The 25,875-nt window shown below is 70.8% G+C and carries 24 protein-coding genes and 1 tRNA gene; 11 read left to right on the forward strand and 14 right to left on the reverse strand.

The features are described 5' to 3' along the window. Window positions 1-869: phosphatase PAP2 family protein (locus ADK65_RS25705; protein ID WP_053673071.1), on the reverse strand; the 869-nt coding region annotated here is incomplete at its 3' end. A gap of 190 nt (window positions 870-1,059) precedes the next feature. Here ADK65_RS25705 and ADK65_RS25710 point away from each other — a divergent pair. After that, a complete protein-coding gene (locus ADK65_RS25710) occupies window positions 1,060-1,653 on the forward strand; it encodes a histidine phosphatase family protein (RefSeq protein ID WP_053673073.1) in 594 nt (197 codons plus the stop codon). Window positions 1,654-1,678: 25 nt separating this feature from the next. Here the strand turns inward: ADK65_RS25710 and ADK65_RS25715 are convergent, their stop codons facing one another. After that, the gene (locus ADK65_RS25715; RefSeq protein ID WP_053673075.1) at window positions 1,679-3,142 is read right to left on the reverse strand and encodes a hypothetical protein; all 1,464 of its coding nucleotides are present in this window, start codon (window positions 3,140-3,142) and stop codon (window positions 1,679-1,681) included. Between the two features lie 295 nt (window positions 3,143-3,437). Between ADK65_RS25715 and ADK65_RS25720 the strand changes: the two genes are divergently transcribed. Together ADK65_RS25720 and ADK65_RS25725 are read left to right on the forward strand one after the other, a co-directional pair. Next, window positions 3,438-3,833 carry a hypothetical protein gene (locus tag ADK65_RS25720; RefSeq protein WP_053673077.1) on the forward strand — a complete coding sequence of 132 codons (396 nt, stop codon included), beginning with the start codon at window positions 3,438-3,440 and terminating at the stop codon, window positions 3,831-3,833. Window positions 3,834-3,933: 100 nt separating this feature from the next. Then, window positions 3,934-4,803 (forward strand): spermidine synthase, encoded by an 870-nt coding sequence (locus ADK65_RS25725; RefSeq protein ID WP_053673079.1) that lies wholly within the window; start codon window positions 3,934-3,936, stop codon window positions 4,801-4,803. Window positions 4,804-4,846: 43 nt separating this feature from the next. Here the strand turns inward: ADK65_RS25725 and ADK65_RS25730 are convergent, their stop codons facing one another. Then, window positions 4,847-5,359, reverse strand: a complete 513-nt coding sequence (locus tag ADK65_RS25730) for a hypothetical protein (protein ID WP_053673082.1) — start codon at window positions 5,357-5,359, stop codon at window positions 4,847-4,849. Window positions 5,360-5,490: 131 nt separating this feature from the next. Between ADK65_RS25730 and ADK65_RS25735 the strand changes: the two genes are divergently transcribed. The 5 genes from ADK65_RS25735 (at window position 5,491) to ADK65_RS25755 (ending at window position 11,047) form a co-directional block, all read left to right on the forward strand. Next, window positions 5,491-6,189, forward strand: coding sequence for a response regulator transcription factor (locus ADK65_RS25735; RefSeq protein WP_053673084.1), 699 nt, complete (start codon window positions 5,491-5,493; stop codon window positions 6,187-6,189). After that, a complete protein-coding gene (locus ADK65_RS25740; protein WP_053673086.1) occupies window positions 6,186-7,583 on the forward strand; it encodes a sensor histidine kinase in 1,398 nt (465 codons plus the stop codon). The genes ADK65_RS25735 and ADK65_RS25740 overlap by 4 nt, the downstream gene beginning before the upstream one ends. 186 nt (window positions 7,584-7,769) lie before the next feature. After that, a complete protein-coding gene (locus ADK65_RS25745) occupies window positions 7,770-9,083 on the forward strand; it encodes an ABC transporter substrate-binding protein (protein WP_053673087.1) in 1,314 nt (437 codons plus the stop codon). 42 nt (window positions 9,084-9,125) lie between these two features. After that, window positions 9,126-10,109 carry a carbohydrate ABC transporter permease gene (locus tag ADK65_RS25750; RefSeq protein WP_053673089.1) on the forward strand — a complete coding sequence of 328 codons (984 nt, stop codon included), beginning with the start codon at window positions 9,126-9,128 and terminating at the stop codon, window positions 10,107-10,109. Next, a complete protein-coding gene (locus tag ADK65_RS25755) occupies window positions 10,106-11,047 on the forward strand; it encodes a carbohydrate ABC transporter permease (RefSeq protein WP_053673091.1) in 942 nt (313 codons plus the stop codon). The genes ADK65_RS25750 and ADK65_RS25755 overlap by 4 nt, the downstream gene beginning before the upstream one ends. Before the next feature lie 80 nt (window positions 11,048-11,127). Here the strand turns inward: ADK65_RS25755 and ADK65_RS25760 are convergent, their stop codons facing one another. The 4 genes from ADK65_RS25760 to ADK65_RS25775 all read right to left on the reverse strand — a co-directional run bounded on the left by ADK65_RS25760 (window position 11,128) and on the right by ADK65_RS25775 (window position 15,928). Continuing rightward, window positions 11,128-12,564 (reverse strand): GH1 family beta-glucosidase, encoded by a 1,437-nt coding sequence (locus tag ADK65_RS25760; RefSeq protein ID WP_053673093.1) that lies wholly within the window; start codon window positions 12,562-12,564, stop codon window positions 11,128-11,130. A 104-nt stretch (window positions 12,565-12,668) separates the two neighbouring features. Continuing rightward, window positions 12,669-13,577: a carbohydrate ABC transporter permease gene (locus tag ADK65_RS25765; protein ID WP_053673095.1), complete on the reverse strand. Its 909-nt coding sequence runs from the start codon at window positions 13,575-13,577 to the stop codon at window positions 12,669-12,671. Window positions 13,578-13,589: 12 nt separating this feature from the next. Further along, window positions 13,590-14,597, reverse strand: a complete 1,008-nt coding sequence (locus ADK65_RS25770) for a carbohydrate ABC transporter permease (RefSeq protein ID WP_053673097.1) — start codon at window positions 14,595-14,597, stop codon at window positions 13,590-13,592. 5 nt (window positions 14,598-14,602) lie between these two features. Next, complete coding sequence (locus ADK65_RS25775; protein ID WP_053673099.1) at window positions 14,603-15,928, reverse strand: ABC transporter substrate-binding protein; 1,326 nt, start codon at window positions 15,926-15,928, stop codon at window positions 14,603-14,605. A gap of 408 nt (window positions 15,929-16,336) precedes the next feature. Between ADK65_RS25775 and ADK65_RS25780 the strand changes: the two genes are divergently transcribed. Further along, window positions 16,337-17,392: a LacI family DNA-binding transcriptional regulator gene (locus ADK65_RS25780; protein ID WP_053673101.1), complete on the forward strand. Its 1,056-nt coding sequence runs from the start codon at window positions 16,337-16,339 to the stop codon at window positions 17,390-17,392. 301 nt (window positions 17,393-17,693) lie between these two features. Here the strand turns inward: ADK65_RS25780 and ADK65_RS25785 are convergent, their stop codons facing one another. The 6 genes from ADK65_RS25785 to ADK65_RS25810 form a co-directional block, all read right to left on the reverse strand. Then, window positions 17,694-18,221 carry an NUDIX hydrolase gene (locus tag ADK65_RS25785; RefSeq protein WP_053673102.1) on the reverse strand — a complete coding sequence of 176 codons (528 nt, stop codon included), beginning with the start codon at window positions 18,219-18,221 and terminating at the stop codon, window positions 17,694-17,696. Window positions 18,222-18,242: 21 nt separating this feature from the next. Further along, the gene (locus tag ADK65_RS25790; RefSeq protein WP_053673104.1) at window positions 18,243-19,433 is read right to left on the reverse strand and encodes an MFS transporter; all 1,191 of its coding nucleotides are present in this window, start codon (window positions 19,431-19,433) and stop codon (window positions 18,243-18,245) included. Between the two features lie 97 nt (window positions 19,434-19,530). Continuing rightward, window positions 19,531-19,603 (reverse strand) — tRNA-His (locus ADK65_RS25795). A 116-nt stretch (window positions 19,604-19,719) separates the two neighbouring features. After that, window positions 19,720-20,322, reverse strand: coding sequence for an oligoribonuclease (gene orn, locus ADK65_RS25800; RefSeq protein WP_053673106.1), 603 nt, complete (start codon window positions 20,320-20,322; stop codon window positions 19,720-19,722). Between the two features lie 109 nt (window positions 20,323-20,431). Next, a complete protein-coding gene (locus ADK65_RS25805) occupies window positions 20,432-21,676 on the reverse strand; it encodes a helix-turn-helix domain-containing protein (RefSeq protein ID WP_053673108.1) in 1,245 nt (414 codons plus the stop codon). Between the two features lie 377 nt (window positions 21,677-22,053). After that, on the reverse strand, window positions 22,054-22,386 hold the full coding sequence (locus tag ADK65_RS25810; RefSeq protein WP_053673110.1) for a hypothetical protein: 333 nt from the start codon (window positions 22,384-22,386) through the stop codon (window positions 22,054-22,056). A gap of 306 nt (window positions 22,387-22,692) precedes the next feature. Here ADK65_RS25810 and ADK65_RS25815 point away from each other — a divergent pair, with 306 nt between their 5' ends. Then, a complete protein-coding gene (locus ADK65_RS25815; RefSeq protein WP_053673112.1) occupies window positions 22,693-23,220 on the forward strand; it encodes a universal stress protein in 528 nt (175 codons plus the stop codon). Between the two features lie 115 nt (window positions 23,221-23,335). Continuing rightward, complete coding sequence (locus tag ADK65_RS25820) at window positions 23,336-23,896, forward strand: GPR1/FUN34/YaaH family transporter (RefSeq protein ID WP_053673115.1); 561 nt, start codon at window positions 23,336-23,338, stop codon at window positions 23,894-23,896. A gap of 151 nt (window positions 23,897-24,047) precedes the next feature. On the opposite strand, the gene glmS is transcribed toward ADK65_RS25820, so the two are convergent. Beyond that, complete coding sequence (glmS, locus tag ADK65_RS25825; RefSeq protein ID WP_053673117.1) at window positions 24,048-25,865, reverse strand: glutamine--fructose-6-phosphate transaminase (isomerizing); 1,818 nt, start codon at window positions 25,863-25,865, stop codon at window positions 24,048-24,050. Between the last annotated feature and the right edge of the window lie 10 nt (window positions 25,866-25,875).

Consider the following 25,875-nt stretch of genomic DNA (forward strand, 5'->3'; position numbering starts at 1 on the left):
CCGGTGGGAGACGGGGCGGGGGAGTCCGTGGTGGAGGCGGCGGGAGACGTGGCGGCGGAGCCGGTGGTGGAGGCCGCCGCGACCGGGGTCACCGGCCGCACGAACCCGACCTTGATCCGGTCCGCGGTGCGCATCACGACGGGTGCCAGCAGCAGCCCGGCGCCCATGACGGCAGCGCCCGCGACCGCGTCGAGGAAGTAGTGGTTGGCGGTGCCCATGACCACGATCGTCGTGATCAGGGGATAGGCGACCGCGGCCGCCTTCGTCGCACGCGTGCCGCCGTAGCGCCACAGCATCACTCCGCACCACAGGGCCCAGCCCACGTGCAGACTCGGCATCGCCGCGTACTGGTTGGTCATGTTCCCCATGCCGCGCGGCGCGCTCGCCGCGCCTCCCCACCAGCCGTAGGAGCTGTACTGGGCCATGGTGTCCACGAAACCGTGGCTCGCGTCGAGGAGCCGGGGCGGGCAGGTCGGCAGGAGTGTGAAGCCGATCAGGCCGATGAGGGTGGACGTCATCAGCCAGGTGCGTGCGGCGCGATAGCGCACGGCCCGGGAGCGGAAGAGCCACACCAGCACCGCCGGGGTGACGAGATAGTGCAGCGACGCGTACCAGAAGTCGGCGGGTATGCCTATCCAGGCCTCGCGCGTGAAGAAGCGGTTGAGCGGGTGCTCGAAGTTGAGGTACAGCGCCTTCTCGAAGCGCAGGATCGTCAGTCCGTTGTCGACGGCGCCGGAGACGTCGCCGCGGGCGAGGAGCCGGCCGGCCGAGTAGCACGCGTACACCAGAAGGATCAGCGGCAGCTCGGTCCACCAGCGCAGCCTTGGCGCGGGGGCCGCCTCGGTGCCCGGTGTCTCGGTGTGCGGCATCCGATCGTCCTCCCCCTTCTTCGTCGTCACGCGTAACCCGTTCGGCCGTGCCACTGTACGGCGTGGGCGGACGCACCGGGGTGCGCCTCCGGCCTTCGAAGACGCAGAGATCGCCCCCCGGGTTGCCCCCTGCGGACGTGCGCCATGATGGAGGAGTTCCCCTTGCGTTGTTCTTCCGGAGAGGTTTCCCATGGCCGCGCGCATCCTGCTGGCCCGCCACGGACAGACCGAGTGGTCCCTGTCCGGCAAGCACACGGGCAGGACCGACGTGCCCCTTCTGGAGGAGGGCCGGCGCGGCGCCAAGCTGCTCGGCGAGCGCCTGCACCGGGCGCCGTACGAGGGCCTCGACGGCGTCGAGGTGCGTACCAGCCCGCTGGCACGCGCGCGTGAGACCTGCGAACTGGCCGGCTTCGGTGACCGCGCCCGGACCTGGGACACGCTGCTGGAGTGGGACTACGGGGCGTACGAGGGCATGACCCCGGCGGACATCCAGGCCGTCCGGCCCGGCTGGCTGATCTGGCGCGACGGCGTCCCGGGCGGCGAGTCGCTCACCGAGGTCACGGCACGCGCCGACGAGGTGGTCTCCTGGGCCCGCTCCGAGGACCGCGACGTCCTGGTCTTCGCCCACGGGCACATCCTGCGCTCCATCGGGGCGCGGTGGCTCGGCCTCCCGATCGACTTCGCGGCCCGGATACGACTGAACCCGACGTCCCTGTCGGTGCTGGGCTGGGCCTACGGAGAGCCGGCGATCGAGAGCTGGAACGACCTGGGGCACCTCGCGTAGGTCTCAGGCCGGACACGTCCGGTTCTCAAGCCATGCGCGGCGCCGAGGCGTGCCTCTCCAGGAACGCCGTCACCCCGGTGGCCCGGCGATGCGGCCGCAGCACCCGGGCCGTCGCCGCCAGCATTATCTGGACGCGCGACGACTGGACCTCCTCCAGCAGATCCAGCACCCGCATCCCCGCCACCGCCGCCTCGTCCGGCCGGCCGCCGCGCGCGAGGTCGTCGGCCAGCTCCGCCGTGTACAGGGCGATGTTCCGGGTGAAGTGCGGATCCTGCAGCTCGGCGGCCCGGCGCGCATGCCGGGCCGCCCGGGGCCAGTCGCCCAGCGTGGACCAGCACTGCGCCTCCAGGCCCTCCAGTTCGGCCTCTCCGTAGAAGCTCATCCACTCGGGGTCTGCGTCCGAGGGGCCCCGTTCGAAGAAGGCCTGCGCCCGGGCCAGTGCCTGTTCGCAGCCGACGCGGTCGGCGAGCCCGGCCCAGCCGCCCGCCTCGCGCAGCGCGAGCAGCGACATCAGCCGGGCCGAGCCCACGGGCCGGGCGACGCGCTGTGCGGCCTGGGCCGCCCGGACCGCCTCGCGCGGCCGGCCCGCGTCGCGCGCGAGGAACGCCGTGTTGCAGAAGGCGTGCGCCTCCAGGCCGGGATCCCCGGTCATCCGGGCGGTCGCCAGGGCCTCCGCGTAGTGCGAGCGGGCGTCGTCGAAGCGCCCCGAGTCGTGCGCCAGCCAGCCCACCGAGATGGCCAGTTCACCGGCGCCCGAGTAGAGCCGGTCGGCCGTCGTCTGGCGGGTCGCCCCGGCGTCCAGCAGGGCGTAGGCGGCACGCAGCGGGGCGGCGGCGCGGCGGTAGAGACCGTCGGCGCCGTGCCGGTCGTCGAGCAGCCGGATCCGGCGGACGGCTTCTTCCAGGGCGCCCGCGTCGCTCGCCCCGGCGCGGTGCACGGGGCGGCGCACCGGGTGCTGCGCCGCCGCGGCGTCGCGGGCGAGGCCGACAGGCCCCAGTGAGGCGGCGGCCACCGTGGCGCCTCCGCCGGTCATGAACGCGCGACGTAGCACGTCGCTCTCCTCGTAGGTGTCGTGCGGGTGGTACGGGTCGTACGGGTTCCGCGTTTCATACGGATCGCACTCCCTGCTGGTCTCACTCGTGGCGTTCGCCCGGTTCGCGGAGCGCGGCAGGGGCGCGCCCTCGGTCTCGCGCGCCTGGCGTCCGCGTACCGACGAGCGGGGCGCGAACCCCAGGTCGGTGAGTGTGCGTCCCGGGAACATGTGCAGAAACACCCGTTCGTAGGCGTAGTTGGGACAGCGGATCTCGCCCGCCTCGACCCGGCCGATGTACCGAGCGTCACAGCTGACCTGCTCGCCGATCTCGAGCCCGGCCCGGCGGATCGCCGCGGCGAACTCGGCCGGCGAGCGCTGTCCGCGCAGCCGCCGGAAGGCGAGATTCGGCCGTGGCGGCCGGTTGGGTCGAGACGAGGTCACTGTTGACGACGCCATGGCCGGGTCCTCCCGTGCGAACCGTCGAACCATGCCGGACGCGGGCCGACTTGCGGTGAGTTGTCCGCGTGGTCCGCTCGTGTCCGGCGAGCAAGAACGTACCTGCTGTGATGGAGTCACCACGCTGGGTTTGGCTACAAACCGGATATCTCATGCGTGATCTGCCATGAACTGCCATCCTTTGCGGCTGACTTCCGCCGTAGCCGTTGACACCTCGCCGCGTTGAACCTCGCGGACCGGGAGGCCCCCGCTCCCGACCGCTCGTCCAAGCAGGGGTTCTCGTGGTGGAGGCCGGATGGAGACCAGCCGGATCAGCGATCCTCGTACACCGCCGGGCGCACCGGCGGCCGGCTGCGATGTGGTGACGGTGCCGGCCCGGCAGGGGCTGGAGGCGGTCGACATCCTGCGCCGGGGACCGGTGGACGCGGTGGGCCCCGTACTGCACGACGGCGGCGGCGACACCCTGGGCTTCCTGGTGCCGCCGGGGACGGCCGCCGCGTGGGACGTGCCGGGGAGCACCTGCACCGAGACCGGCGGACGCGGACCGGCCCTGACGCCCGAGCCTCCCGTCGAGGGCTCGGACTGGCTGCTGCCACCCGGCGAGGCGGACCTCGCGACCGACCCCGCGGTGCTGCGCGAGGCCCTGGGGGAGGCCGCCCGGATGATCAGAGCGGCGGACAGCTGCCGCTGAGGCCACCTCGCCGCCGTCGGGCCCCTCGCCCCCTCGCTCCCTCGACCCCGGGCGGCCGGAGCGTACCTCCCGCTCGACGGCCCACCCCGATAATGGCCCCATGGGAAAGTCCAAGGGCGGCCGGCGCAGACAGGCCGGTGCCGAGGCCGTCGTCGTCAGCGTCGACGGCGGGCTCGCCGAGCTCATCCCCGACCGCGAGCGGGCCCGGGCCTGGACGCTGGTGATCGACGGGGCTCCGCAGTCGCACGTCGACCTGGACGACCCGGCGTACCTGTCCTTCGAGTACCAGCGCCGCCTCGGCCATGTGATCGACCTGGTCGCCCCGCCCGGACGGCCCCTGCACGCCGTGCACCTCGGCGGTGGCGCTCTCACCCTCGCGCGCTACGTCGCCGCCACCCGGCCCCGCTCCACCCAGCAGGTCGTCGAACGCGACGGCACTCTCGTCCAACTGGTCCGCCGCGAACTGCCCTTGGATCCCAACGCGCGCATACGGGTGCGCTCCACCGACGCCCGCGCGGGCCTCGCCAAGGTGCCGGACGGCTGGGCCGACCTCGTCATCACCGATGTGTTCGACGGGGCCCGGACCCCGGCCCACCTGACCTCGACCGAGTTCCTCGACGACGTGCGCAGGGCGCTCCGGCCCGGCGGTGTCTACGCCGCCAACCTCGCCGACGGGCCGCCGCTCGCCCACCTGCGCGGCCAGATCGCCACGGCCGCCGCCCGCTTCGAGCAGCTCGCGCTGATCGCGGATCCGGCGGTGCTGCGCGGCAAGCGCTTCGGAAACGCCGTGCTGGTCGCCTCCGACCACCCGCTGCCCGTGGCCGAGCTGACCCGCCTCGCCGCCTCCGATCCGCACCCCGCCCGTGTCGAACACGGCAGGACCCTCACCGACTTCACCGGCGGGGCCGCACCCGTCACGGACCTCGCGGCGGTGGCGTCACCGGCACCGCCGCCGTCGGTGTTCAGCTGACCGGCCACGGCGCTCAGCGCGTGCCGACGGCCGCCCACCGCGCTCAGTAGGTCCCGATCTCCACCCGCGGCGGCCCGTCGTGCCAGGTGCAGAACACCGACACCCGGTCCGCGCCCGAGGAGAACTCCACGCGGATCCACGACTCCGTCTTCCACACCTGCATCGACCAGCCCGCCCCGGGCGTCGCAGAGACCAGCGAGGCGGACGTCCTCCCGAGGTCGAAGACCGCCCGGCCGCCGTCGGTGTCGTAGCTCCTGACCCGGCCGGAGGCGGCGGGGGCGGCGGTGCCGGCCGACGGCGTGGGGGAGGGGCTCGGGCCGGCGGACGCCGGAGGCGTGCTCGGCTGCCGCCGCTTGGGCGCGGGGGTGCGTTCCGGCGGGGTCGGCGGCGCCTTCGGCTCCCGTGTGGACGACGTGTCGGCGGCCTTGATGGGCAGCGCGCGCGGCGGGTCGTAGGCCGTGCCCGCCATCACCGTGTGGACACCCCACCACGACAGCGTGACCGCCGCGCCCGTGGCGAGCAGCCAGGCCAGTACGTGTACGAGTCCTCTGCGCATCGCGGGCCATACTGCCTCACGCGCCCCACGCGTGGCCCGCAAACGGCGTCCCGCGGGGGCCCGTTGTCCCCAGCCGGACAGTTGTCCACAGCCCCCCACCCGGCTGTTCGAGATGGCGTACGGTGCGGCGCATGGCAAGTGTGCTCGTGGTCGAGGACGACCAGTTCGTACGCTCGGCGCTGATCCGCCACCTGACCGACGCCTCGCACACCGTGCGCAGCGTCGGGACGGCACTGGAGGCGCTGCGCGAGGTCGCCCACGTCTGCTTCGACGTGGTGATCCTGGACCTCGGACTGCCCGATCTCGACGGGTCCGAGGCCCTGAAGATGCTGCGCGGGATTACGGACGTACCGGTGATCGTCGCCACCGCCCGGGACGACGAGACGGAGATCGTCCGGCTGCTGAACGCCGGGGCGGACGACTACCTGACCAAGCCCTTCTCGGTGGAGCACCTCTCGGCCCGCATGGCGGCCGTGCTGCGCCGTGCCCGCTCCGGGGCCGCGGAAGCGGAGCCGTCCCCCGCGATCCGGGTCGGCGGCCTGACCGTCGACCCGCTGCGCCGTCAGGCCGAGCTGGACGGTGCGCGACTCGACCTCACCCGCCGCGAGTTCGACCTGCTCGCCTTCCTGGCCCGCCGGCCCGGCGTCGTCGTCCCCCGCAGGGAGCTGCTCGCCGAGGTGTGGCAGCAGTCCTACGGCGACGACCAGACCATCGACGTCCATCTGTCCTGGCTGCGGAGGAAGTTGGGCGAGACGGCGGCCAGCCCGCGCTATCTGCACACCCTTCGGGGCGTCGGTGTGAAGCTCGAACCACCGGGCGCGCCGCGATGAGGTGGGCCCTGGTCAAGGTGTCGCTGGCCGTGACCACCATGGTCGTGGTCGCCTTCGCGGTACCGCTCGGACTCGTCATCCGCGAGATGGCCCGCGACCGCGCCTTCTCGAACGCCGAGCGGGAGGCCGCCGCCGTCGCCCCGGCCCTGTCCATCACCACCGACCGCGACCAGCTCGAACGGGTCGTCGCCGCCGCCGGTTCCGACGCCGGGATGGCCGTGCATCTCCCCGCGGGGGGCGGCAAGGAAGCCCTCGAACTGGGGCGGCGGCGCGCCGCCGACCAGGACATCGCGGCCGTGCGCAGGCTGGGCCGCGCCTCCACCACGGGCGTCCCCGGTGGCTCGACGCTGCTCCAGCCGGTCGCGCTCAGCACCGGCAAGATCGCGGTCGTCGAGGTGTACGTGCCGGAGTCCGACGTCACCAACGGCGTGGGCACGGCCTGGGCCGTGCTCGCCGCGGTCGGGGTGGCGCTGATCCTCGGCTCGGTCGCGGTCGCCGACCGGCTGGGCGTGCGCATGGTCCGGCCCGCGCAGCGCCTGGTCGAGGGGGCGCACGACCTGGGAGAGGGCCGGCTCGGCGCCCGCGTGCCCGAGGAAGGCCCGAGCGAGCTGCGGCTCGCGGCGGTCGCGTTCAACTCGATGGCCGACCAGGTCGTCCAGCTCCTGGCGAACGAGCGGGAGCTGGCGGCCGACCTGTCCCACCGGCTGCGCACGCCCCTGACCGTGCTGCGGCTCAACACCGCCTCGCTCGGCGAGGGGCCGGCCGCCGACCAGACCCGGACCGCGGTCGAGCAGCTGGAGCGTGAGGTCGACACCATCATCCGTACGGCCCGGGAGGCCAAGCCGCAGACGGCCGCGGCCGGTCCGGGCGCCGGGTGCGACGCGGCCGAGGTGGTCCGGGAGCGGATGGCGTTCTGGTCGGCGCTAGCGGAGGACGAGGGCCGCAAGTGGCGGGTGGCCGGGGCCGACCGGCCGGTGCGCATACCCGTGGCCCGCGCCGACCTGGCAGCCGCGCTCGACGCGCTGCTCGGGAACGTCTTCCGGCACACCGCGGAGGGCACCGCCTTCGCGGTCGACGTGCACAACGGCGAGGACGCGGTGATCGTCCTCGTCTCCGACGCGGGTCCGGGCATACCCGACCCCGAGACGGCGATGGCGCGCGGCCGCGGCTCCGGGAGCGACGGCTCCACCGGACTCGGCCTGGACATCGTGCGCCGGCTCGCGGAGTCCACCGGCGGGGACGTACGGATCGGCTCCTCGGTGCTCGGCGGGGCCGAGGTGCGGATCTGGATCCAGCCGGCCGGCCGCGCCCCGGCCGGCGGCGGGCACCGGCAGATGCGGCGGCGCCGCCCCGGCAGGCTCGCTGCCGTGTACAACCGCTCCCGGTCCCGCTGAGCATTCCCGAAACCGCGTCTTCACGGGACGGTCACGTTTCGACAAATGAAGGCGACGGCTCTTGACGTGTGACCGGACATCCGGCTGTCATTGCGCCACCGTGTTCGGTCAAGTTGGTTTCTGGTCGATTGCGACTGGATTTCACGCCACACCCTCATGGCCGGACCCTGCCTTCAGGAGCAGTTCATGCACGACCTCTCTCCCTCCGGTCTTTCCCTCTCCGCTCCCAGCCGCCGCACCCTGCTGCGCGGCGTGGGCGGCGCGGCCCTGCTGGGCGCCGGGATACCCCTGCTGAGCGCCTGCGGCGGCAGCGGTTCGTCCGCCGACCCGAAGACGGTCAGCCTCGGCTCCAACTCGTCCGACGCCGTGCCGAAGAAGGCGTTCGCCGAGATCTACGCCGCCTTCACCAAGAAGTCCGGCATCAAGGTCGACGTGAACACCAAGGACCACAACACGTTCCAGGAGCAGATCAACTCCTACCTGCAGGGCACCCCCGACGACGTGTTCACCTGGTTCGCCGGCTACCGCATGCAGTTCTTCGCGTCGAAGAAGCTCGCCTCCCCGATCGACGACGTGTGGCAGAAGGTCAGCGGCAACTTCCCCCCGGCGATGCAGAAGCTCAGCAAGGGCGAGGACGGCAAGTACTACTTCGTGCCGCTGTACACGTACCCGTGGGCCGTCTTCTACCGCAAGAGCGTGTTCGCGCAGCACGGCTACCAGGTGCCCACGACCTGGGACGACTTCGTCGCCCTGTGCAAGCGGATGAAGAAGGACGGGCTGGTCCCGATCGCCTTCGGCGACAAGGACGCCTGGCCCGCCATGGGCACCTTCGACCAGATCAACTTCCGCACCAACGGCTACGACTTCCACGTCGAGCTGATGGCCGGCAAGGCCTCCTGGACGGATGCCAAGGTGCGCAAGGTCTTCGACCACTGGACGGAGATCCTGCCCTACCACCAGGAGGGCGCGGTCGGCCGCACCTGGCAGGACGCGGCACAGTCGCTGGTGGCCAAGAAGGCCGGCATGTACCTGCTGGGTACGTTCGTCGGCCAGCAGTTCACCAACAAGGCCGACCTCGACGACCTCGACTTCTTCGCCTTCCCGGAGATCGACCCGCAGTTCGGGCAGGACACCGTCGAGGCGCCCACCGACGGCTTCATGCTCTCCAAGGCCCCGAAGAACCGCGACGGCGCGATCAAGCTCCTGGAGTACCTGGGCACGCCCGAGGCCGAGCAGATCTACCTCAAGGCCGACTCCAGCGTGGTGGCCGCCTCCACCAAGGCCGACACCTCCAGCTACACCGCGCTGCAGAAGAAGAGCTTCGAGATGATCTCCGGCGCCAAGAGCCTCACCCAGTTCATGGACCGCGACTCCCGCCCGGACTTCACGTCCACGGTGATGCAGCCGGCGCTGCAGAACTTCATCCGCAACCCCAAGAACGTCGACAGCATCCTCTCGTCGATCGAACGCCAGAAGAAGACGATCTTCGCCTCCTCCTGATCGCCCCTCTCGGAACGGAGACTCGACGAGTCGGATCCCCACATGACCGCCACCCCCGCGAAGGCTCCGGAGCCGGCCACCCAGCCGGCCCCGGGGCCCGCCCCCACACCCCCGCCCGCCAAGGTGCCGCACGGCCACCGGCGTCTGCTCACCCGCCGCGACCGCCTCACGCTCGGCCTGATGGCCGGCGTGCCCACCATCCTGCACGTCGCCCTGGTGTGGCTGACGGCCCTCGCCTCGATCGCGCTGGCCTTCACCACCTGGGACGGCATCGGCTTCGGCTCCATCAAGTGGGTCGGACTGCAGAACTTCCGGGAACTGTTCACCAGCAACCCGCAGTTCTGGCCCGCCGTAGAGCACAACGTCATCTGGTTCGTGGTGCTCATCCTGCTGCCCACGCCCTTCGGCCTGTTCCTCGCCGTGCAGCTGGACAAGAAGATCCGCTTCAGCCGCGTCTACCAGACGGCGTTCTTCCTGCCGGTCGTGATGTCGCTGGCGGTCATCGGGTTCGTCTGGCAGCTGATCTACAACCCGGACACGGGCCTGATCAACAGCATCATCGGCGCCAACAAGCCCGGCCACTACATCGACTGGATCGGCGACCCGGACCTCAACCTGTGGGCCATCCTCGTCGCCGCCTCCTGGCGGCACGCCGGCTACATGATGATCCTCTACCTTGCCGGTCTGAAGAGCGTCGACCCCGCCCTGCGCGAGGCCTCCGCCCTGGACGGCGCCAGTGAGTGGCAGACGTTCAAGAACGTCATCTTCCCGACGCTGCGCCCGACCAACACCGTCGTCCTGGTCGTCACGATCATCGAGGCGCTGCGCGCCTTCGACCTGGTCTTCGTCTTCAACAAGGGCGCCCAGGGCACCGAGCTGCTGTCGATCCTGGTGACCAACAACATCATCGGCGAGTCCAGCCGCATCGGGTACGGCTCCGCGATCGCCGTCGTCCTGCTGGTGATCTCGCTCGCGGTGATCATTCCCTACCTGATCGCCACCTTCCGGAAGGAGCGGCGCGCATGAGCTCCCACCCGTCGCCCACCACCACCCTGAACGTGGCGCTTCGCGCCGCTCCTTCGGACTCTGGCGCACCGGTCAAGCAGCGCACCCCGGTCCGCCCCGCCCGGATCCTGCTGCACACCTTCCTCGTCGTCACGGCGCTGGCCTGGCTCGCGCCCCTGCTGTGGGCCCTGCTCGCGGCGATGCGGCCGTACGCGGAGACCAGCACCAAGGGCTACGTCTCCTGGCCCGACAAGCTCACGTTCGACAACTTCACCAACGCCTTCGAGCAGTCGGAGATGCTCCACTACTTCGGCAACACGCTGCTGATCGCGGTCCCGGCCGTGCTGCTGACGCTGCTGCTGTCGTCGATGGTCGCCTTCTACGTCAGCCGCTTCGACTTCCGGCTCAACCTGTTCCTGCTGCTGGTCTTCACGGCCGGCAACCTGCTGCCCCAGCAGGTCATCATCACCCCGCTGTACCGGCTCTACCTGCTCATCGACCTGCCCGGCATCACCATGAGCGGCAAGCTGTACGACTCCGCGCTCGGCCTGGTGCTGATCCACGTGGCGTTCCAGTCCGGGTTCTGCGCGTTCGTGCTGAGCAACTACATGCGCTCGCTGCCGCACGAGCTCACCGAGGCCGCCCTGGTCGACGGCGCCTCCGTCTGGCGGCTGTACTGGCAGATCGTGCTGCCGCTGTGCAAGCCGGCGATGGCCGCCCTCGCCACCCTGCTCTCCATCTGGATCTACAACGACTTCTTCTGGGCCATCGTCCTGATCTCCACCGGCGAGAACATGCCGATCACCTCGGCGCTGAACAACCTCTCCGGCCAGTACTTCACCGACCCCAACCTCGTCGCAGCCGGCGCCCTGCTCACCGCGATCCCGACCCTGATCGTGTACTTCGCGCTCCAGCGCCAGTTCGTCAGCGGTCTGACCCTGGGCGCCAACAAGGGCTGAGCCCGGCCTCCTCTGAAACCCGGCGGCCCCGAGGGGCGCGGCACTCCCCTAATCGTGCCGCGCCCCCCGTCCCCCGTCGGTCAGACCGCCTCGACCTCGGGCAGTGTGCCGGTGCGTGCCGCCCGGCCGTACCACAGGGCGCTCGTCTTCGGCGTGCGCTCCAGCGTCGCGTAGTCCACGTAGACCGCGCCGAAGCGCTTGCCGTAGCCGTACGCCCACTCGAAGTTGTCCATCAGGGACCATAGGTAGTAGCCCCGCACGTCCGCGCCGTCGGCGATCGCGCGGCGGACCGCCGAGAGGTGGCCGTGCAGGTAGGCGACCCGCTCCGGGTCGTGCACCCGTCCGTCGGAATCGATCTTGTCGTCGTAGGCCGCGCCGTTCTCGGTGATGTACAGCGGCAGGCCCGGCGCCTCACGCGTGTAGCGCATGATCAGCTCGTGCAGGCCGGTCGGATCGATCGTCCAGCCCATCTCCGTGCGCTCTCCCGGCGTCTGGTGGAACGCGACGTCGTCGGCGGCCGGCCACGGCGAGTGGTCGCTCGCCCCGTGGCCGTCGGCACGCGGCGCCTTCGCCGACACGTCCCCCGCCGAGACCAGCGCCGGCGTGTAGTAGTTCAGACCCAGCGCGTCCAGCGGCTGGTTGATCAGCTCCAGGTCGCCGTCGAGGACGTAACTCCAGTCCGTCAGTCCCGCGGTCGCCACGTACAGCGACTCCGGGTAGGCCCCGTGCAGCATCGGCCCGTGGAACACACCGTTGGCCAGGTCGTCGATCCTGCGGACCGCGTTCAGATCCGCCGGGTCCTGTGACAGCGGCCTGACCACCGAGGAGTTGAGGCTCACCGCCACCGTGTTGCGGGCCGGCATCACCGAGCGCAGCGCGGACGCGCCCAGCCCGTGCGCCAGATTCAGATGGTGCGCGGCACGCAGCGAGGCCGCCGGGTCCGTACGGCCCGGGGCGTGCACCCCGGAGGCGTACCCCAGGAACGCGCTGCACCACGGCTCGTTGAGCGTGATCCACTGCTCCACCCGGTCGCCCAGCGCCTCGCCGGCGATCTGCGCGTACTCGGCGAACCGGTACGCCGTGTCGCGCTCCGGCCAGCCGCCCGCGTCCTCCAGGTCCTGCGGCAGGTCCCAGTGGTACAGCGTGATGGCCGGCTTGATGTTCTTGGCCAGCAGCTCGTCCACCAGCCGCCGGTAGAAGTCCAGACCCTTCTGCACGGCCGGACCCCGGCCGGTCGGCTGCACGCGCGACCACGACATGGAGAAGCGGTAGGCGCCCAGGCCCAGCTCCGCCATCAGCGCCACGTCGTCGCGGTAGCGGTGGTAGTGGTCGACAGCGATGTCACCGTGGTCGCCGCCGACGGTCTTGCCCGGCGTGTGGCTGAAGGTGTCCCAGATCGACGGCGTCCGGCCGTCCTCCCGCACCGCACCCTCGATCTGGTACGCGGACGTCGCCGCGCCCCACAGAAAGGCGGGCGGGAAGGTCACCGGAGTGGCCGGGTTCTCGGAGTCAGGCATGGAAGCGCTCCCAAAAGGGGGTCGTGGGGACCGAGTGGAGAGAAGTGGAGGGGGAGGGGGAAAGGGGCCGAGGCGGCTGTGGCTCGGCCCCTGGGAAACGGCGATCAGCCCTTGACCGCGCCCTGCATGATGCCGCCGACGATCTGCTTGCCGAAGATCGCGAAGACGATCAGCAGCGGCAGGGTGCCCAGCAGGGCGCCCGCCATGATCAGGGACTGGTCGGGGGTGTAGCCGCGGCCCAGACCCGCGACCGCGACCTGCACGGTCGGGTTGCCGGTCTGCGTCAGCACCAGGAACGGCCACAGGAAGTCGTTCCAGGTCTGCACGAACATCAGCATTCCCAGCACGGCCATCGCGGGCCGCGCGGTGGGGAACACCACATGCCACACCACACGCCAGCTGCTCGCCCCGTCGACGCGGGCCGCCTCGATGATCTCGTCGGGCAGCGCCTGGATGAGGTACTGCCGCATGAAGAACACACCGAACGCGCTCACCAGCGACGGGAAGATCACGGCCTGGAGCTGGTCCGTCCAGTCGAGCTTGGCGACCATCATGTACAGCGGGATGATGCTGAGCTGCGGGGGCACCATCATCGTGCCGATCACCACCAGCATCGCCGCGCCGCGGCCCTTGAAGCGCAGCTTGGCGAAGGCGAACCCGGCGATCGTCGACAGGAACACGATGGTGAACGACGAAATGCCCGCCACCAGAGTGGTGTTGAAGAACGCCTCGCCCAGGTTGGCGTCCGTCCAGGCCACTTCGAGTTTGTCGAAGAGGCCGGAGCCGAACCAGAAGGGCGGCGGGGTCTGCGCCAGGCGCTGGTTGTCGCGCGAGGCGGCGATCGCCGTCCACACCAGCGGGAACAGCGAGATGACGGTGAACAGGGCGAGGATGACGTACGCCACCGGGCCGGCGTGCATCTGCCCGCCCGCGCGTGCCGCCTTCATGCCGCGTGACCGCTTCGGCGGCTCGGGGACCGCGTCGGCCGGGGGTTTCGTCAGGGTCGTCGTCACGGCCGGTTCTCCTTAGCTACTGGCGCGCAGCCGGCGCGAGATGACGTAGTTGACGATCCCGATCACGATGAGGATCAGGAACATCGTCCAGGCGATGGCGGAGGCCCGGCCCAGGTGCTGGTTGACCCACCCCTGCTCGTACAGGTAAAGACCGAGCGTCTGGAACTGGTGCTGGGACCCGCCGGAGGCGCCCTTGTTCGCGTCGAACAGCAGCGGCTCACCGAACACCTGCGAGGCGCCGATGGTCGACACCACGACCGTGAACAGGATCGTCGGACGCAGCGAGGGCAGCGTGACGTGGAGGAACTGCCGCCAGCGGCTGGCTCCGTCCAGTGCCGCCGACTCGTACAGGTCCTGGGGGATCGCCTGCATCGCGGCCAGGTAGATCAGGGCGTTGTAGCCCGTCCAGCGCCAGATGATGATGCTGGACACGGCGATCTGCGACGGCCACTTGTCGTTCTGCCAGTCGATGTGATCGATGCCGACGGCGTTCAGCGCCCAGTTGATCATCCCGTAGTCACGCCCGAAGAGCAGCACGAAGACCAGGGAGGCGGCGGCGATCGACGTGGCGTAAGGGGCCAGCATCACCACGCGGTAGAAGGTTGAGCCGCGCAGTTTGTAGTTGAGGATGTGCGCCAGACCCATGGCCATCAGCAGCTGCGGAACCGTGGAGATGATGCCGATGGTCAGCGTGTTCTTCGCCGCGTTCCAGAAGAAGTCGTCGTCGAAGATGCGGGTGTAGTTGCGCAGGCCCACCCAGGACATGTCCGTGGGCGCCGTCAGCTCCACCTGGTGCAGCGAGGCCCAGCCGGTGTACAGCAGCGGGAACAGGCCGAACGCGAGGAAGAGCAGGAAGAACGGCGAGACGAACGCGTACGGGCTCCACCGCATGTCGCGCTGCCAGCGACGGGAGAGCCGGGCGCGCCTCTTGCTCGCCGCCTCTGCGTCGGCCGGCGGGCGGCCCGGGGCCGCGCCCCCCTCCTTCACGGGGGGCGCGGCGGTGTCGTGCCTGGTCGCCATTCCGGTCACTGGTCCAGGTTGTTGTCGATGGTCTTGACGGCCGTGTTCCAGGCCTCCTTGGGCGACTTGCCCTGGGTGACGAGGATGACGCCGTTGTCCGTCAGGCCCTGCTGGATGATCTGGTCCTTCGGGCCGATCGTCTGCACCGGGCTGCTCTTGGCGGCCGCGGCGAAGATGGTGCCGATCGGTGCGTCACCGGTCATCTCGTTCTTGGCGTTCTTCACCGCTTCCGACTCGTAGGCGGCCGGAGTGCTCGGGAAGCTGCCCTGCACGGCGAACAGCTTGGCCTGCTGCTCGGGCGCGGTCAGCCAGGCGGCCAGCTTCGCGGCCTCCTCGGCGTTCTTGCCCGACTTGGGAACCGCCAGGAAGGAACCGCCCCAGTTGCCGGACTTCGGCGACGCGGCCACGTCCCACTTGCCCTTGGCCTCCGGCTTCGACTTGCCCTTGATGTAACCGAGCATCCACGGCGGGCAGGACATCGCCGCGAACTTGCTGTTGGCGATCGTGGTGTCCCAGGCGGGCTGGAACTGTGTCTGGTTTCCGATCAGTCCGTCCTTGGCCGCCTTGGCGGTGAGGTCGAAGGCGGCCTTCACCGCCGGGTTCGACTTGTAGATGACCTTGCCGGAGGAGTCGTAGAAGCGGTCCTTCTCGCTGCTGAGGATCGCCTGGAGCAGACCGCCGGGGGAGTCGAGGAACGTGGTGCCCTTCGGTGCCTTCTTCTTGTAGTCCTCCCCGACCTGGACGAGCTTGTTCCAGTCACCGGCCCACAGCTTGGCGACCTCTTCGCGGTCGGTGGGCAGACCGGCCTTCGCGAAGAGGTCCTTGCGGTAGCAGATGGCCATCGGGCCGACGTCCGTGCCCAGGCCGACGGTCTGGCCGTCCTCGGTGGTGGCCTGCTGCCACTTCCACTCCAGGTAGTCGCTCTTCTTGCCGTACTTGGAGAGGTCCAGCAGCTTCGCGGACTGGGTCTTGACGATCTCGGCGATGTTGCCGACCTCGACGCCCTGGATGTCCTGCAGGCCGCTGTTGGTGGTCAGGTGGTTGACCAGCGTGGGGTAGTAGTTCTCGTTCCGCTCGACGACCGTCTGCTGGATGTCGACGTCCGGGTGGAGCTTCTCGTACTCCTTGTAGAGGCCGGCCTCCTCGAACCCGAAGGTGCCGAAGAGCCCCAGGGTGATCTTGGTCTTGCCGCCGCTGCCGCCGCTGCCGCCGCCCGACGAGGAGCCGTCGTTTCCGCCGTCGTCGGCACAGCCGGCCAGCAGCCCGGCGCCCAGCGATGCGACGGCTGCCACGACCATCGCCTTGCGGGCGGTTCGGATGCGTGCTCGCATGTCGTCCTCCTGTTGCCCTGACGTGCCGACCCCCCGGCCAACTGCTGTGTCGGACCGTTCTACGCGCTTAAGGCTCGGGCGGGGAACGTGCGGGTTGTGTATGTGTCAGGTAGTGTGGGAGCGCTCCCACGAGTGATGTGTTGAAGAGTCCCCGGTCGCGGCGGGGGTGTCAAGGGACCGGACAAGGAGAGATGCGTTCAGTTATCGGGCTGTTAACTGGACCCGGGAAGGACCCGGTTGGCTCCCGGGCCGGTTGAATCGAGCCAGTCGGACCGCCGGTGGCACGGCTCGTCCGGCGGAAGCGGAAGGCCGGGGCGGCAAGCACCCGGCTTCGGCCGTCACGGCTGACGGGCCTGTTAAATTCCAGGCCAGTCGCAGAGTGCGGGTGTGAACGGGAAGGCGGAGCCCATGGCAACCCACGGAGCGCGGGGCCGAAGTGGTGGCCGGCCCACCCTCGAAGAGGTGGCGGCGCGCGCCGGTGTCGGCCGCGGCACCGTCTCGCGGGTGATCAACGGTTCGCCCCGGGTCAGCGACGCGACCCGCGCCGCCGTCGAGGCGGCGGTCGCGGAGCTCGGTTACGTCCCCAACACCGCTGCCCGCGCCCTGGCCGCCAACCGTACGGACGCGATCGCACTGGTCGTGCCCGAGCCGGAGACCCGGTTCTTCGCGGAGCCGTACTTCTCGGACATGCTGAAGGGTGTCGGGGCGGCGCTGTCCGACACGGAGATGCAGCTGCTGCTGATCTTCGCGGGCAGTGACCGGGAACGCGCCCGGCTCGCCCAGTACCTGGCGGCCCACCGCGTGGACGGCGTCCTGCTGGTCTCGGTGCACGCCGACGACCCCCTGCCCGACCTGCTCGCGCAGCTGGAGATCCCGGCGGTGATCAGTGGTCCGCGCTCGGCGGCGGAGACCCTGCCGTCGGTCGACTCGGATAACTTCGGCGGTGCCCGCCAGGCCGTCGAACACCTGCTGTCCCGGGGCCGCAGCCGGATCGCCCACATCACCGGCCGCCTCGACGTCTACGGCGCCCAGCGCCGTGTCGACGGTTACCGCGAGGCCATGCGCGACGCCGGCCTCGGGGTCGACGAGGGGCTGATCGAGGCGGGGGACTTCACCGAGGAGGGCGGGCACCGCGCCATGGCGGCCCTGCTGGAGCGCCACCCCGACATCGACGCGGTCTTCGCCGCCTCCGACGTCACCGCGTCCGGCGCCCGCCGGGCACTGCGCGACGCGGGCCGCCGTATCCCGGAGGACGTGGCGCTCGTCGGCTACGACGACTCCGCCATCGCCCGCCACATGGAGCCACCCCTGACCAGCGTCCGCCAGCCGATCGAGGAGATGGGCCGCCGGATGACAGACCTCCTGCTCACCGAGGTCGCCGACCGCCGACCGCCGGCGTCCCGGGGCCTGGAGCGCCGGCAGATGGTCCTGGCCACGGAGCTGGTGTCCCGGTCGTCGTCGTGAGGGGCCATCCGCTCCTGGATGTCACCGAGTGACGACAACGCGGCAGATGTGCGGGCCAGGCCCCGCGTCTGCGGCGTGATTTGAACGACAGGCCCTGGCCGTACCTGCGGACGGTGGGGGAGGTGTTCCGCGGCGGAGTGGGGGCGCGGCTCTCGCGTCGGCACCCGCACGACGGTCCACGCCCTGGGCCGCGCCCTCCGTCTCCTGCTGGACGCGGGCGACGAGGAGCGCGCGTGGCGCGGCACGGCGGAACAACTGGCGGTCGGCGAACGGGCCGTGTGGGCCGATCCGCCTGAACGGTTCAGCAGTGTGGCGGAGTTGGCGGCCGCGTGGCGGTCGGTGAGCAGAGTCCGGGGTGACGGCGCAGGGCATCCAGACCGTCGGGCACGAACAGCCGTTCCCGGATCGCCTCCCGGAACTCCGCCTCGCTGAACCAGCCGTGCCAGGCGATCTCGGACGGGTCGGGGGCGAGGCGCTCCGGCACGACGGCCTCGTGCACCCCGAGCCAGTACGGGCTGATCGCCCCACGGCACAGGAACGAGAACACGAACCGCACCCGCGCCCGGACGCCCAGCTCCTCCGCCAGCTCGCGGGCCGCCGCCTCCTCGTACGACTCGCCGACCGCGACGCCCCCGCCGATCAGCCAGTCGTGGTGGCCGGGGAAGCGGGACAGGTGCTCCGACCGGCGGTGCACCAGCACCCGCCCCCGCGCGTCCCGGCAGGCCGTCGTCGCGACCCGGTGCGGCCAGCCGTTGCGGATCGCCTCGTCCCGGTCGACCACCCCGACGACCCGGTCCCGCTCGTCCACCCGTTCCACCAGCTCACCCATGGGCCTCACGATCGCACGCGCTCACACCCGGGTTGCTGCCGCCCGGCGCACCAGGTACACCGCCGCCGTCACCACCAGCACCGCCATGCACGCGATGAACACCAGCCCCGCTCCCTCCAGGCCGACCGGACCGGTCAGCAGGCCGACGCCGATCACCGGCACGGAGATGCCCGCGTAGGCCACCACGAACAGGGTCGAGATCACCGCCGCGCGCTGGTGTGCGGGAGAGGCCTCGGCCACGTCGGACAGGGCACCGCGGAACGCCAGGCCCTGGCCGGTCCCGCCCACGAGCGCGCTCGCGATCAGCAGGGCCATCTGGTCCCACCGCAGCGCACCGGCGAGCAGCGCGAGACCGGCGAGCAGACCGGCGCACCCCAGCGGCAGGGAACGCCGGGCACCGACCCGGCCGACCGCCAGTTGCCCGGCCGTCGACGAGAAGAAGGCCAGCGCGACGATCAGCCCGCTCACGGCGTGGTCGTCCACGTCCAGGGACCCCGCGAGGAAGGCCGGGCTGACGGAGGTGAACACCCCGAACAGGGCGAATCCGGCGAAGGAGGCGGTGGCGGCGGGCCCGAACACCGCCCGCACCTGCTGGGGCAGCGCGGGGCGCTGCGGGCGTACGGCGCGCAGCGGCTGCCGTTCGCGGACCGTCTCAACGAGCCACAGCAGGACGGCGGCCGAGGCTGCCACCAGGGCGAGGTGGGTGACGAACGGCAGATACAGCGGCCAGGGTGCGTACTCGGCGAGAAGTCCCGAAAGCAAGGGACCGCAGCCCAGCCCGCCCATGTTGGCCGCGGTCGCCACGAACGTGGCCCGCGAGGCGCCGCCCTCCGGCGCCAGCTCCATCACGTACGCCGTGGCGGCCCCGGTGAACAGCCCGGCGGACAGCCCCGACAGCAGCCGCCCCGCGTAGAGCCAGCCGAGACCGCCGGCGCTCAGGAAGCAGACGGCGCTCAACGCCGCGAAGGCCAGGCCGCACAGCAGCACCGGGCGCCTGCCCACGGCGTCCGAGGCGTTGCCGACCAGCAGCAGTACACCGATCACGGCGAAGGCGTACAGGGCGTACACCACGGTCACCGTCAGCTCGGAGAAGCCGAACTTGTCCTGGTAGAGGGGATAGAGGGGGGTCGGCAGCGTGGTGCCGGCCATGCAGACGGCGAACACCGCCCCGCTGAGCACACACGCGCGCCACCCCGGGCGTCGACCGTCCATGCCGCTGACCGTAGCCAGCCCGCCGCGCCGCCCCGGAGAGGCGCGCAAAAAGCTTCAGCCGGTGGCTTCTTCACGAAGCCACCGGCTGATTACTCAGGGTGAGTGACGGGACTTGAACCCGCGGCATCCTGGACCACAACCAGGTGCTCTACCAGCTGAGCTACACCCACCATGACCGGCTTGGAGGTCAGTGACTTCCCTGACCGGCCGAGAAAAAGTGTACAGGGTCCGAAGGGGTGCTCGCGCACGGCTTTCTCCGCGCCGCCCCCGACGGGCCCCGCCCCGCCTACTGAGCGGGCAGAACGTGCTTCGCCGCGATCGTCTTCGCGGTGTCCGAGTCGGGCCCGGGCTGCGGGACGAACACGGCCTCGCGGTAGTACCGCAGCTCCGCGATCGACTCGCGGATGTCGGCAAGCGCCCGGTGGTTGCCGTTCTTCTGCGGGCTGTTGAAGTACGCCCGCGGATACCAGCGGCGCGCCAGCTCCTTGACCGAGGACACGTCGACGATCCGGTAGTGGAGGTAGTTCTCCAGCGTCGGCATGTCGCGCAGCAGGAAGCCGCGGTCCGTGCCGACGGAGTTCCCGCACAGCGGCGCCTTGCCCGGCTCCTTGACGAACTCCCTCACGTACGTCAGGACCTGGTCCTCGGCGTCCTTCAGGGTGGTCCCCGCGGCGAGCTCCTCGAGCAGCCCGGAGGCGGTGTGCATCTGGCGCACCACGTCCGGCATCGTCTCCAGCGCCTGGTCCGGCGGCCGGATGACGATGTCCACGCCGTCCCCGAGCACGTTCAGCTCGGAGTCGGTCACGAGGGCGGCCACCTCGATGAGCGCGTCGTCCGACAGCGAGAGGCCGGTCATCTCGCAGTCGATCCACACCATGCGATCGTTCATGTGTCTAACCTTACGGCCCGCCGCCTCCGGCCGGGCCGCCCGTACCGCGAAAGCCGCAGGGCCCGCGGGAGGCGTGCTCCCCGCGGGCCCCGCGGCTGCGGCTACCGGTTCACGGCGCGCTGCGCTGCCCGGGCAGACTCGCCGACAGGGCCGGGGACTGGCCGACCGCGCTCGCCGCCGCCGTACGGCGGGACTGCAGCGGCACCGGGTGCTCCGGGTGCAGTGCGGCCGGTGCCTGGCCGGACTGGCCCGGGTGCCCGGCGTGGCCCGGATGGCCCGGCATGCCGGAACCGGGGCCGCCCGGTGCGCTCTCGGTCTCCTGGGGACGCTCGCCCTGCGGACGCCGGGCACGGTACGCAGCCCGGTACGCGGCCGGGGACGAACCCAGCTGGCGGCGGAAGTGCCCGCGCAGGGCGACCGGCGACCGGAAGCCGCAGCGCCCCGCCACCTCGTCGACCGAATAGTCCGACGTCTCCAGCAGACGCTGCGCCTGCAGGACCCGCTGGGTGATCAGCCACTGCAGCGGAGCGCTCCCGGTCAGTGAGCGGAAGCGGCGGTCGAACGTACGCCGGCTCATGTACGCGCGTGCCGCCAGTGTCTCCACGTCGAACTGTTCGTGGAGGTGCTCCAGTGCCCAGGCGACGACCTCGGCGAGCGGGTCGGCGCCGATCTCCTCGGGTAAAGACCTGTCGAGGTAGCGCTCCTGCCCGCCGCTGCGGCGCGGCGGCACGACGAGCCGCCTGGCCAGGGCCCCGGCCGCCTCGTTCCCGTGGTCCGTGCGCACGATGTGCAGGCACAGGTCGATGCCCGCCGCGGTGCCCGCCGACGTCAGCACGTCGCCGTCGTCGACGAACAGCTCACGCGGATCCACGTGCACCGACGGGTAGCGCTTGGCCAGCGTCGGTGCGTACATCCAGTGCGTCGTCGCGGGACGGCCGTCCAGCAGGCCGGCCGCCGCGAGCACGAAGGCGCCGGTGCACAGTCCGACGATGCGGGCGCCCTCCTCGTGGGCGCGGCGCAGTGCGTCGAGCGCCTCCTCCGGTGGCGGAGAAGTGATCGAGCGCCAGGCCGGTACGACGACCGTGCCCGCGCGCGAGATCGCTTCCAGGCCATGTGGTGCGGTGAGTTCGAGTCCCCCGGTGGTCCGTAGCGGACCTTCCTCGCCACCGCACACCAAGAGGCGGTAGCGCGGTACGCCGGCGTCCTGGCGGTCAACCCCGAACACCGACAGCGGTATGGAACTCTCGAAGATGGGGCCGCCGCTGAACAGCAGCACCGCGACGATCTCCTTGCGGCGTCGCCCGGACAGCTTCCGGGCCGCGGCTTCCGGCGCGGCAGTGGAGTCGTGGCTCATACTGCTAAGCCCCCCTCGTTGGTCGCGGCTCCTCGGTTGTGTCGCTCCTGCACGTTTCCCCTCGGTCCTGCACGAGTCCCCCGCCGTAGACAGTCAAGATCGAATCTACTGTGTGCCGTTGTGCCGAAGTGGCCGGTTCACCACTCGGCGCATTGTCGACTTGGCAACTTGGCGTGAAGCATTCGATCACGAAGCGTTGCACTCGTGGGCCGTGCAGGGAAGTGCGCCTCGTCGCGGTGGCTAATCCACGTAGGGTGCGCAGACCCCCCGAGGCCCTTTCCGTGCAGGTCGAACGGGGGCCGGGGGGTGGTCGGACGGGGTGATGCACAGGTACGAGAAGTTGGCTGAAAAGCGCTGTGTGTGTGCGCGGAAACCGGTCAGCCGACCGGTGTATCTCCCCCGGTGTGCCGTCCGCCACGGTGCGACCCCGTTCCGGTGCGGTGCCGCCGGCCCCGGTGGGGTGCCCGGTCCTCGGCCGCGAGCCGGGCCGCGCCGCGCTCGGACTGGCGCAGCAGGACCCGGCAGGCGCCCGTGACGGCGGCGAGCCCGAGGGCCGTGCCGACGGCACCGGCGAGCGAGGCGCCGTAACCGAGGAGTACCACCGGGACGAGCAGGCAGCTGAAGGCGGCCCAGCGAACCACATCCGTCGCGGTGTCCCGCGACGGCGGGGCCGCGTGGTCCACCTCGGCGGCGGGGCGTGGTGCGGACATGCGTGCTCCCTGGGGCGTGACTCACGGGGTTCAACGCGCGGCAGGGGCGTCGGTCACTGGCTGACCGGGTCGCCCCGCAGGTCATTGAATCCCGTGCAAACCGCCTGTACAGCGCAGCAACCATTGCGTTACGGGCGGTGCCTCGTGCATGCTCCCTGGAACCCGCACGCACCGTGAGCGGGATCTGGGCTAAGGAGGCGTGGCGCCGTACCCTTGAGGGTATGGGGTTGGGAAGACCATTCCCGGACACAGCTCCGCCGCACACTGTCGTCCCTCCCGTATAAGGATCACAACGCCGAGACAGCCATGGCCGGTCACGAATTCTCCGAACCCGCGGACCGCAAGCGGCCCGTCGCCGATCCCACGGCGGCCGAGCCCCTGGCGGCGAAAGAGCCACGCCACTCCTGCGATCCCGCCTTCAAGCACGGGGTCGTCGTCGGCTTCGACGGCTCCACGTCCAGCGAGCGCGCCCTGGCCTACGCCATCGGCATGGCCCACCGTTCCGGGTCGGGCCTGATCATCGTCCATGTCGCCAACCGGCTGCCGACCACCGTGTGGGCCGGCTGCGAGCCGCCGGTGTTCGTGGACGTGCCGGACCACCGCACCGAGGTGCTCGGACTCGAGCTGGCTTGTGCGGACTATCTCGCCGAGGTGCCCTGGATCCTGGTCGAGCGCGGCGGTGACATCTGCCACGAACTCGAAGAGGTCGGCCGGGAGTACGAGGCCGACGCGATCGTCGTCGGATCCACCCACGGTCTCGTGGGGCGCATCTTCGGCTCCGTCGCCGGGCGGCTCGCCAAGCGGGCGCAGCGGCCCGTCATCGTCATCCCCTGAGCTTCGACTCCCTTGGTGTCACGCGCGAATCCACTCGCGCGCAGAGGTGTTTGTGCCTTTGTGAAGGGCATATACGGAACACCGCACCACTGCACCTGCACGAAGGGAGCCCGCCGTGGACAAAGACGTCTCCGCGGGAAGCGGAATCACGACCGTGGCCGGTCGACTCGCCCTGGCCATCACCCTGTTGGCCTTCGGGCTGGGACATGCCGCCGTGATCGACGGCGTGTCAGCCGCTGACGCGGCATCAATCGCCCAGTACGTGGGGGGCATTGCGCTCTTCGCCGCCGGGCTCATGGCCCTGCGGGAGGGCGACGCCGCCGGTGGTACGGCGTTCTCGGTGCTCGGGGCACTGTGGTTCACCTGGGCCGTGTCCGAGACCGCCTCCGGCAACGGGGCAGGGCTGTTCCTGCTGTTGTTCGCCCTGGTGGCGCTGTCTCTGACCCTCGCGGGCGGGGATCAGCTGGGGCAGGGCGTGTACGGGCTGTTCTTCGTCGCGCTGTTGCTCATGTCGGTCGCCGAGTTCGCCGGGAGCGACGGGCTCACGAAGGCGGGCGGGTGGTTCGCCGTGGCCGCGGGGGCGGTGGCCTGGTACGCGGCCACTGCCACGCTTGCGCACTGGCCGACTGTTCTTCCGCGACGCGCTGCGGGCCGGGGAGTGACGGCCACCGGTTAGCTGCGCGGGCCGGGGAGTTGGGCGGCTTCCCGGCGATGAAACGGACCCCCCGTGCATGGTGGCAGCACGTGGGGGTCCGTCTTCTTGAGTGGCCTGTGCGGGTGCGTGGGGGTCCTTCGCGCAGTTCCCCGCGCCCCTAACAGGGGGTCACTTACTCCACCGTCACCGACTTGGCCAGGTTCCGCGGCTTGTCGATGTCCCTGCCCAGGACCAGAGCCACGTGGTACGCCAGGAGCTGGAGCGGGATGCCCATGAGGATCGGGTCCAGCTCGTCCTCGTTCTTGGGGACGACGATCGTCTCGTCGGCCTTCTCCTGGGGCTGGTGGGCCACGGCGAGGATCTTGCCGCTGCGGGCCTTGATCTCCTCCATGGCGGCGCGGTTCTTCTCCAGCAGGTCGTCGTCGGGGACGATCGCGACCGTCGGCAGGGCCGGCTCGATCAGGGCCAGCGGGCCGTGCTTGAGCTCCGAGGCGGGGTAGGCCTCGGCGTGGATGTAGGAGATCTCCTTGAGCTTCAGGGAGGCCTCGCGGGCCACGGGGTAGCCCCGGACACGGCCGATGAAGAGCATCGAGCGGGCGTCGGCGAACTGCTGGGCCAGCTTCTTGACCTCCTCCTCCAGCTCCATGATCTCGGCGATCTGCGCGGGCAGCTTGCGCAGACCCTCGATGATCCGCTTGCCGTCGCGGACCGACAGGTCGCGGGTGCGGCCGAGGTGGAGGGCGAGGAGGGCGAAGGCCACCGTGGTGTTGGTGAAGCACTTGGTGGAGACGACGCAGACCTCGGGGCCGGCGTGCACGTAGATGCCGCCGTCCGCCTCGCGGGCGATGGCCGAGCCGACCACGTTCACCACGCCCAGGACGCGCGCGCCCTTGCGCTTGAGCTCCTGCACGGCGGCCAGCACGTCGTAGGTCTCGCCGGACTGGGAGACGGCGACGTAGAGGGTGTCGGGGTCGACGACCGCGTTGCGGTAACGGAACTCCGAGGCCGGCTCCGCGTCGGCGGGGATGCGGGCCAGCTGCTCGATCATCTGGGCGCCGATCATGCCCGCGTGGTACGAGGTGCCGCAGCCGAGGATCTTCACGCGGCGGATCCGCCGGGCCTCGCGGGCGTCCAGGTTCAGGCCGCCCAGGTGCACGGTGGAGAAGCGGTCGTCGATGCGGCCGCGCAGCACGCGGTCCACGGCCTCGGCCTGCTCGTGGATCTCCTTGTGCATGTACGTGTCGTGGCCGCCCATGTCGTAGGAGGCGGCCTCCCACTCCACGGTGGTGGGCTCGGCGGTGGTGCGGGTGCCCTCGGTGGTGTAGGTGCGGAAGTCGTCGGCCTTGAGGGTGGCCATCTCGCCGTCGTCGAGGGTGACGATCTGCCGCGTGTGGGAGACCAGCGCGGCGATGTCGGAGGCGACGAACATCTCCTTCTCGCCGATGCCGAGGACGACCGGGGAGCCGTTGCGGGCGACGACGATCCGGTCGGGGAAGTCGGCGTGCATGACGGCGATGCCGTACGTGCCCTCGATCACCCGGAGGGTGTCGCGGACCTTGTCCTCCAGCTTGGTCGCCTGCGAGCGGGCGATGAGGTGGACGAGGACCTCGGTGTCGGTCTCGGACAGGAACTCGACGCCGTCCGCCTCCAGCTTGCGGCGCAGGTCGGAGGCGTTGTCGATGATGCCGTTGTGGACGACGGCGACCTTGCCCTCGGCGTCCAGGTGCGGGTGCGCGTTCACGTCGGACGGAGCGCCGTGGGTGGCCCAGCGGGTGTGGGCGATGCCGGTCGTGCCCTTGAAGCGGGCCGGGACCTTCGCCTCCAGGTCGCGGACGCGGCCCTTGGCCTTGACCATCTTCAGGCGGCCGCTCGAAGGGGTGGTGACGACGATGCCCGCGGAGTCGTAGCCGCGGTACTCCAGGCGCTGGAGGCCCTCCAGGAGGAGGGGCGCGACGTCACGCTTGCCGATGTAACCGACGATTCCGCACATGTATACGTAT

The sequence above is a fragment of the Streptomyces sp. NRRL B-1140 genome (genome assembly GCF_001280065.1).
GTDB lineage: Bacteria > Actinomycetota > Actinomycetes > Streptomycetales > Streptomycetaceae > Streptomyces.

Coding starts and splice junctions, on each gene's coding strand:
- ADK65_RS25710 (WP_053673073.1), top strand. CDS start 1,060: ATGGCCGCGCGCATCCTGCTGGCCCGCCACGGACAGACCGAGTGGTCC.
- ADK65_RS25715 (WP_053673075.1), bottom strand. CDS start 3,142: ATGGCGTCGTCAACAGTGACCTCGTCTCGACCCAACCGGCCGCCACGG.
- ADK65_RS25720 (WP_053673077.1), top strand. CDS start 3,438: ATGGAGACCAGCCGGATCAGCGATCCTCGTACACCGCCGGGCGCACCG.
- ADK65_RS25725 (WP_053673079.1), top strand. CDS start 3,934: ATGGGAAAGTCCAAGGGCGGCCGGCGCAGACAGGCCGGTGCCGAGGCC.
- ADK65_RS25730 (WP_053673082.1), bottom strand. CDS start 5,359: ATGCGCAGAGGACTCGTACACGTACTGGCCTGGCTGCTCGCCACGGGC.
- ADK65_RS25735 (WP_053673084.1), top strand. CDS start 5,491: ATGGCAAGTGTGCTCGTGGTCGAGGACGACCAGTTCGTACGCTCGGCG.
- ADK65_RS25740 (WP_053673086.1), top strand. CDS start 6,186: ATGAGGTGGGCCCTGGTCAAGGTGTCGCTGGCCGTGACCACCATGGTC.
- ADK65_RS25745 (WP_053673087.1), top strand. CDS start 7,770: ATGCACGACCTCTCTCCCTCCGGTCTTTCCCTCTCCGCTCCCAGCCGC.
- ADK65_RS25750 (WP_053673089.1), top strand. CDS start 9,126: ATGACCGCCACCCCCGCGAAGGCTCCGGAGCCGGCCACCCAGCCGGCC.
- ADK65_RS25755 (WP_053673091.1), top strand. CDS start 10,106: ATGAGCTCCCACCCGTCGCCCACCACCACCCTGAACGTGGCGCTTCGC.
- ADK65_RS25760 (WP_053673093.1), bottom strand. CDS start 12,564: ATGCCTGACTCCGAGAACCCGGCCACTCCGGTGACCTTCCCGCCCGCC.
- ADK65_RS25770 (WP_053673097.1), bottom strand. CDS start 14,597: ATGGCGACCAGGCACGACACCGCCGCGCCCCCCGTGAAGGAGGGGGGC.
- ADK65_RS25775 (WP_053673099.1), bottom strand. CDS start 15,928: ATGCGAGCACGCATCCGAACCGCCCGCAAGGCGATGGTCGTGGCAGCC.
- ADK65_RS25780 (WP_053673101.1), top strand. CDS start 16,337: ATGGCAACCCACGGAGCGCGGGGCCGAAGTGGTGGCCGGCCCACCCTC.
- ADK65_RS25785 (WP_053673102.1), bottom strand. CDS start 18,221: ATGGGTGAGCTGGTGGAACGGGTGGACGAGCGGGACCGGGTCGTCGGG.
- ADK65_RS25790 (WP_053673104.1), bottom strand. CDS start 19,433: ATGGACGGTCGACGCCCGGGGTGGCGCGCGTGTGTGCTCAGCGGGGCG.
- orn (WP_053673106.1), bottom strand. CDS start 20,322: ATGAACGATCGCATGGTGTGGATCGACTGCGAGATGACCGGCCTCTCG.
- ADK65_RS25805 (WP_053673108.1), bottom strand. CDS start 21,676: ATGAGCCACGACTCCACTGCCGCGCCGGAAGCCGCGGCCCGGAAGCTG.
- ADK65_RS25810 (WP_053673110.1), bottom strand. CDS start 22,386: ATGTCCGCACCACGCCCCGCCGCCGAGGTGGACCACGCGGCCCCGCCG.
- ADK65_RS25815 (WP_053673112.1), top strand. CDS start 22,693: ATGGCCGGTCACGAATTCTCCGAACCCGCGGACCGCAAGCGGCCCGTC.
- glmS (WP_053673117.1), bottom strand. CDS start 25,865: ATGTGCGGAATCGTCGGTTACATCGGCAAGCGTGACGTCGCGCCCCTC.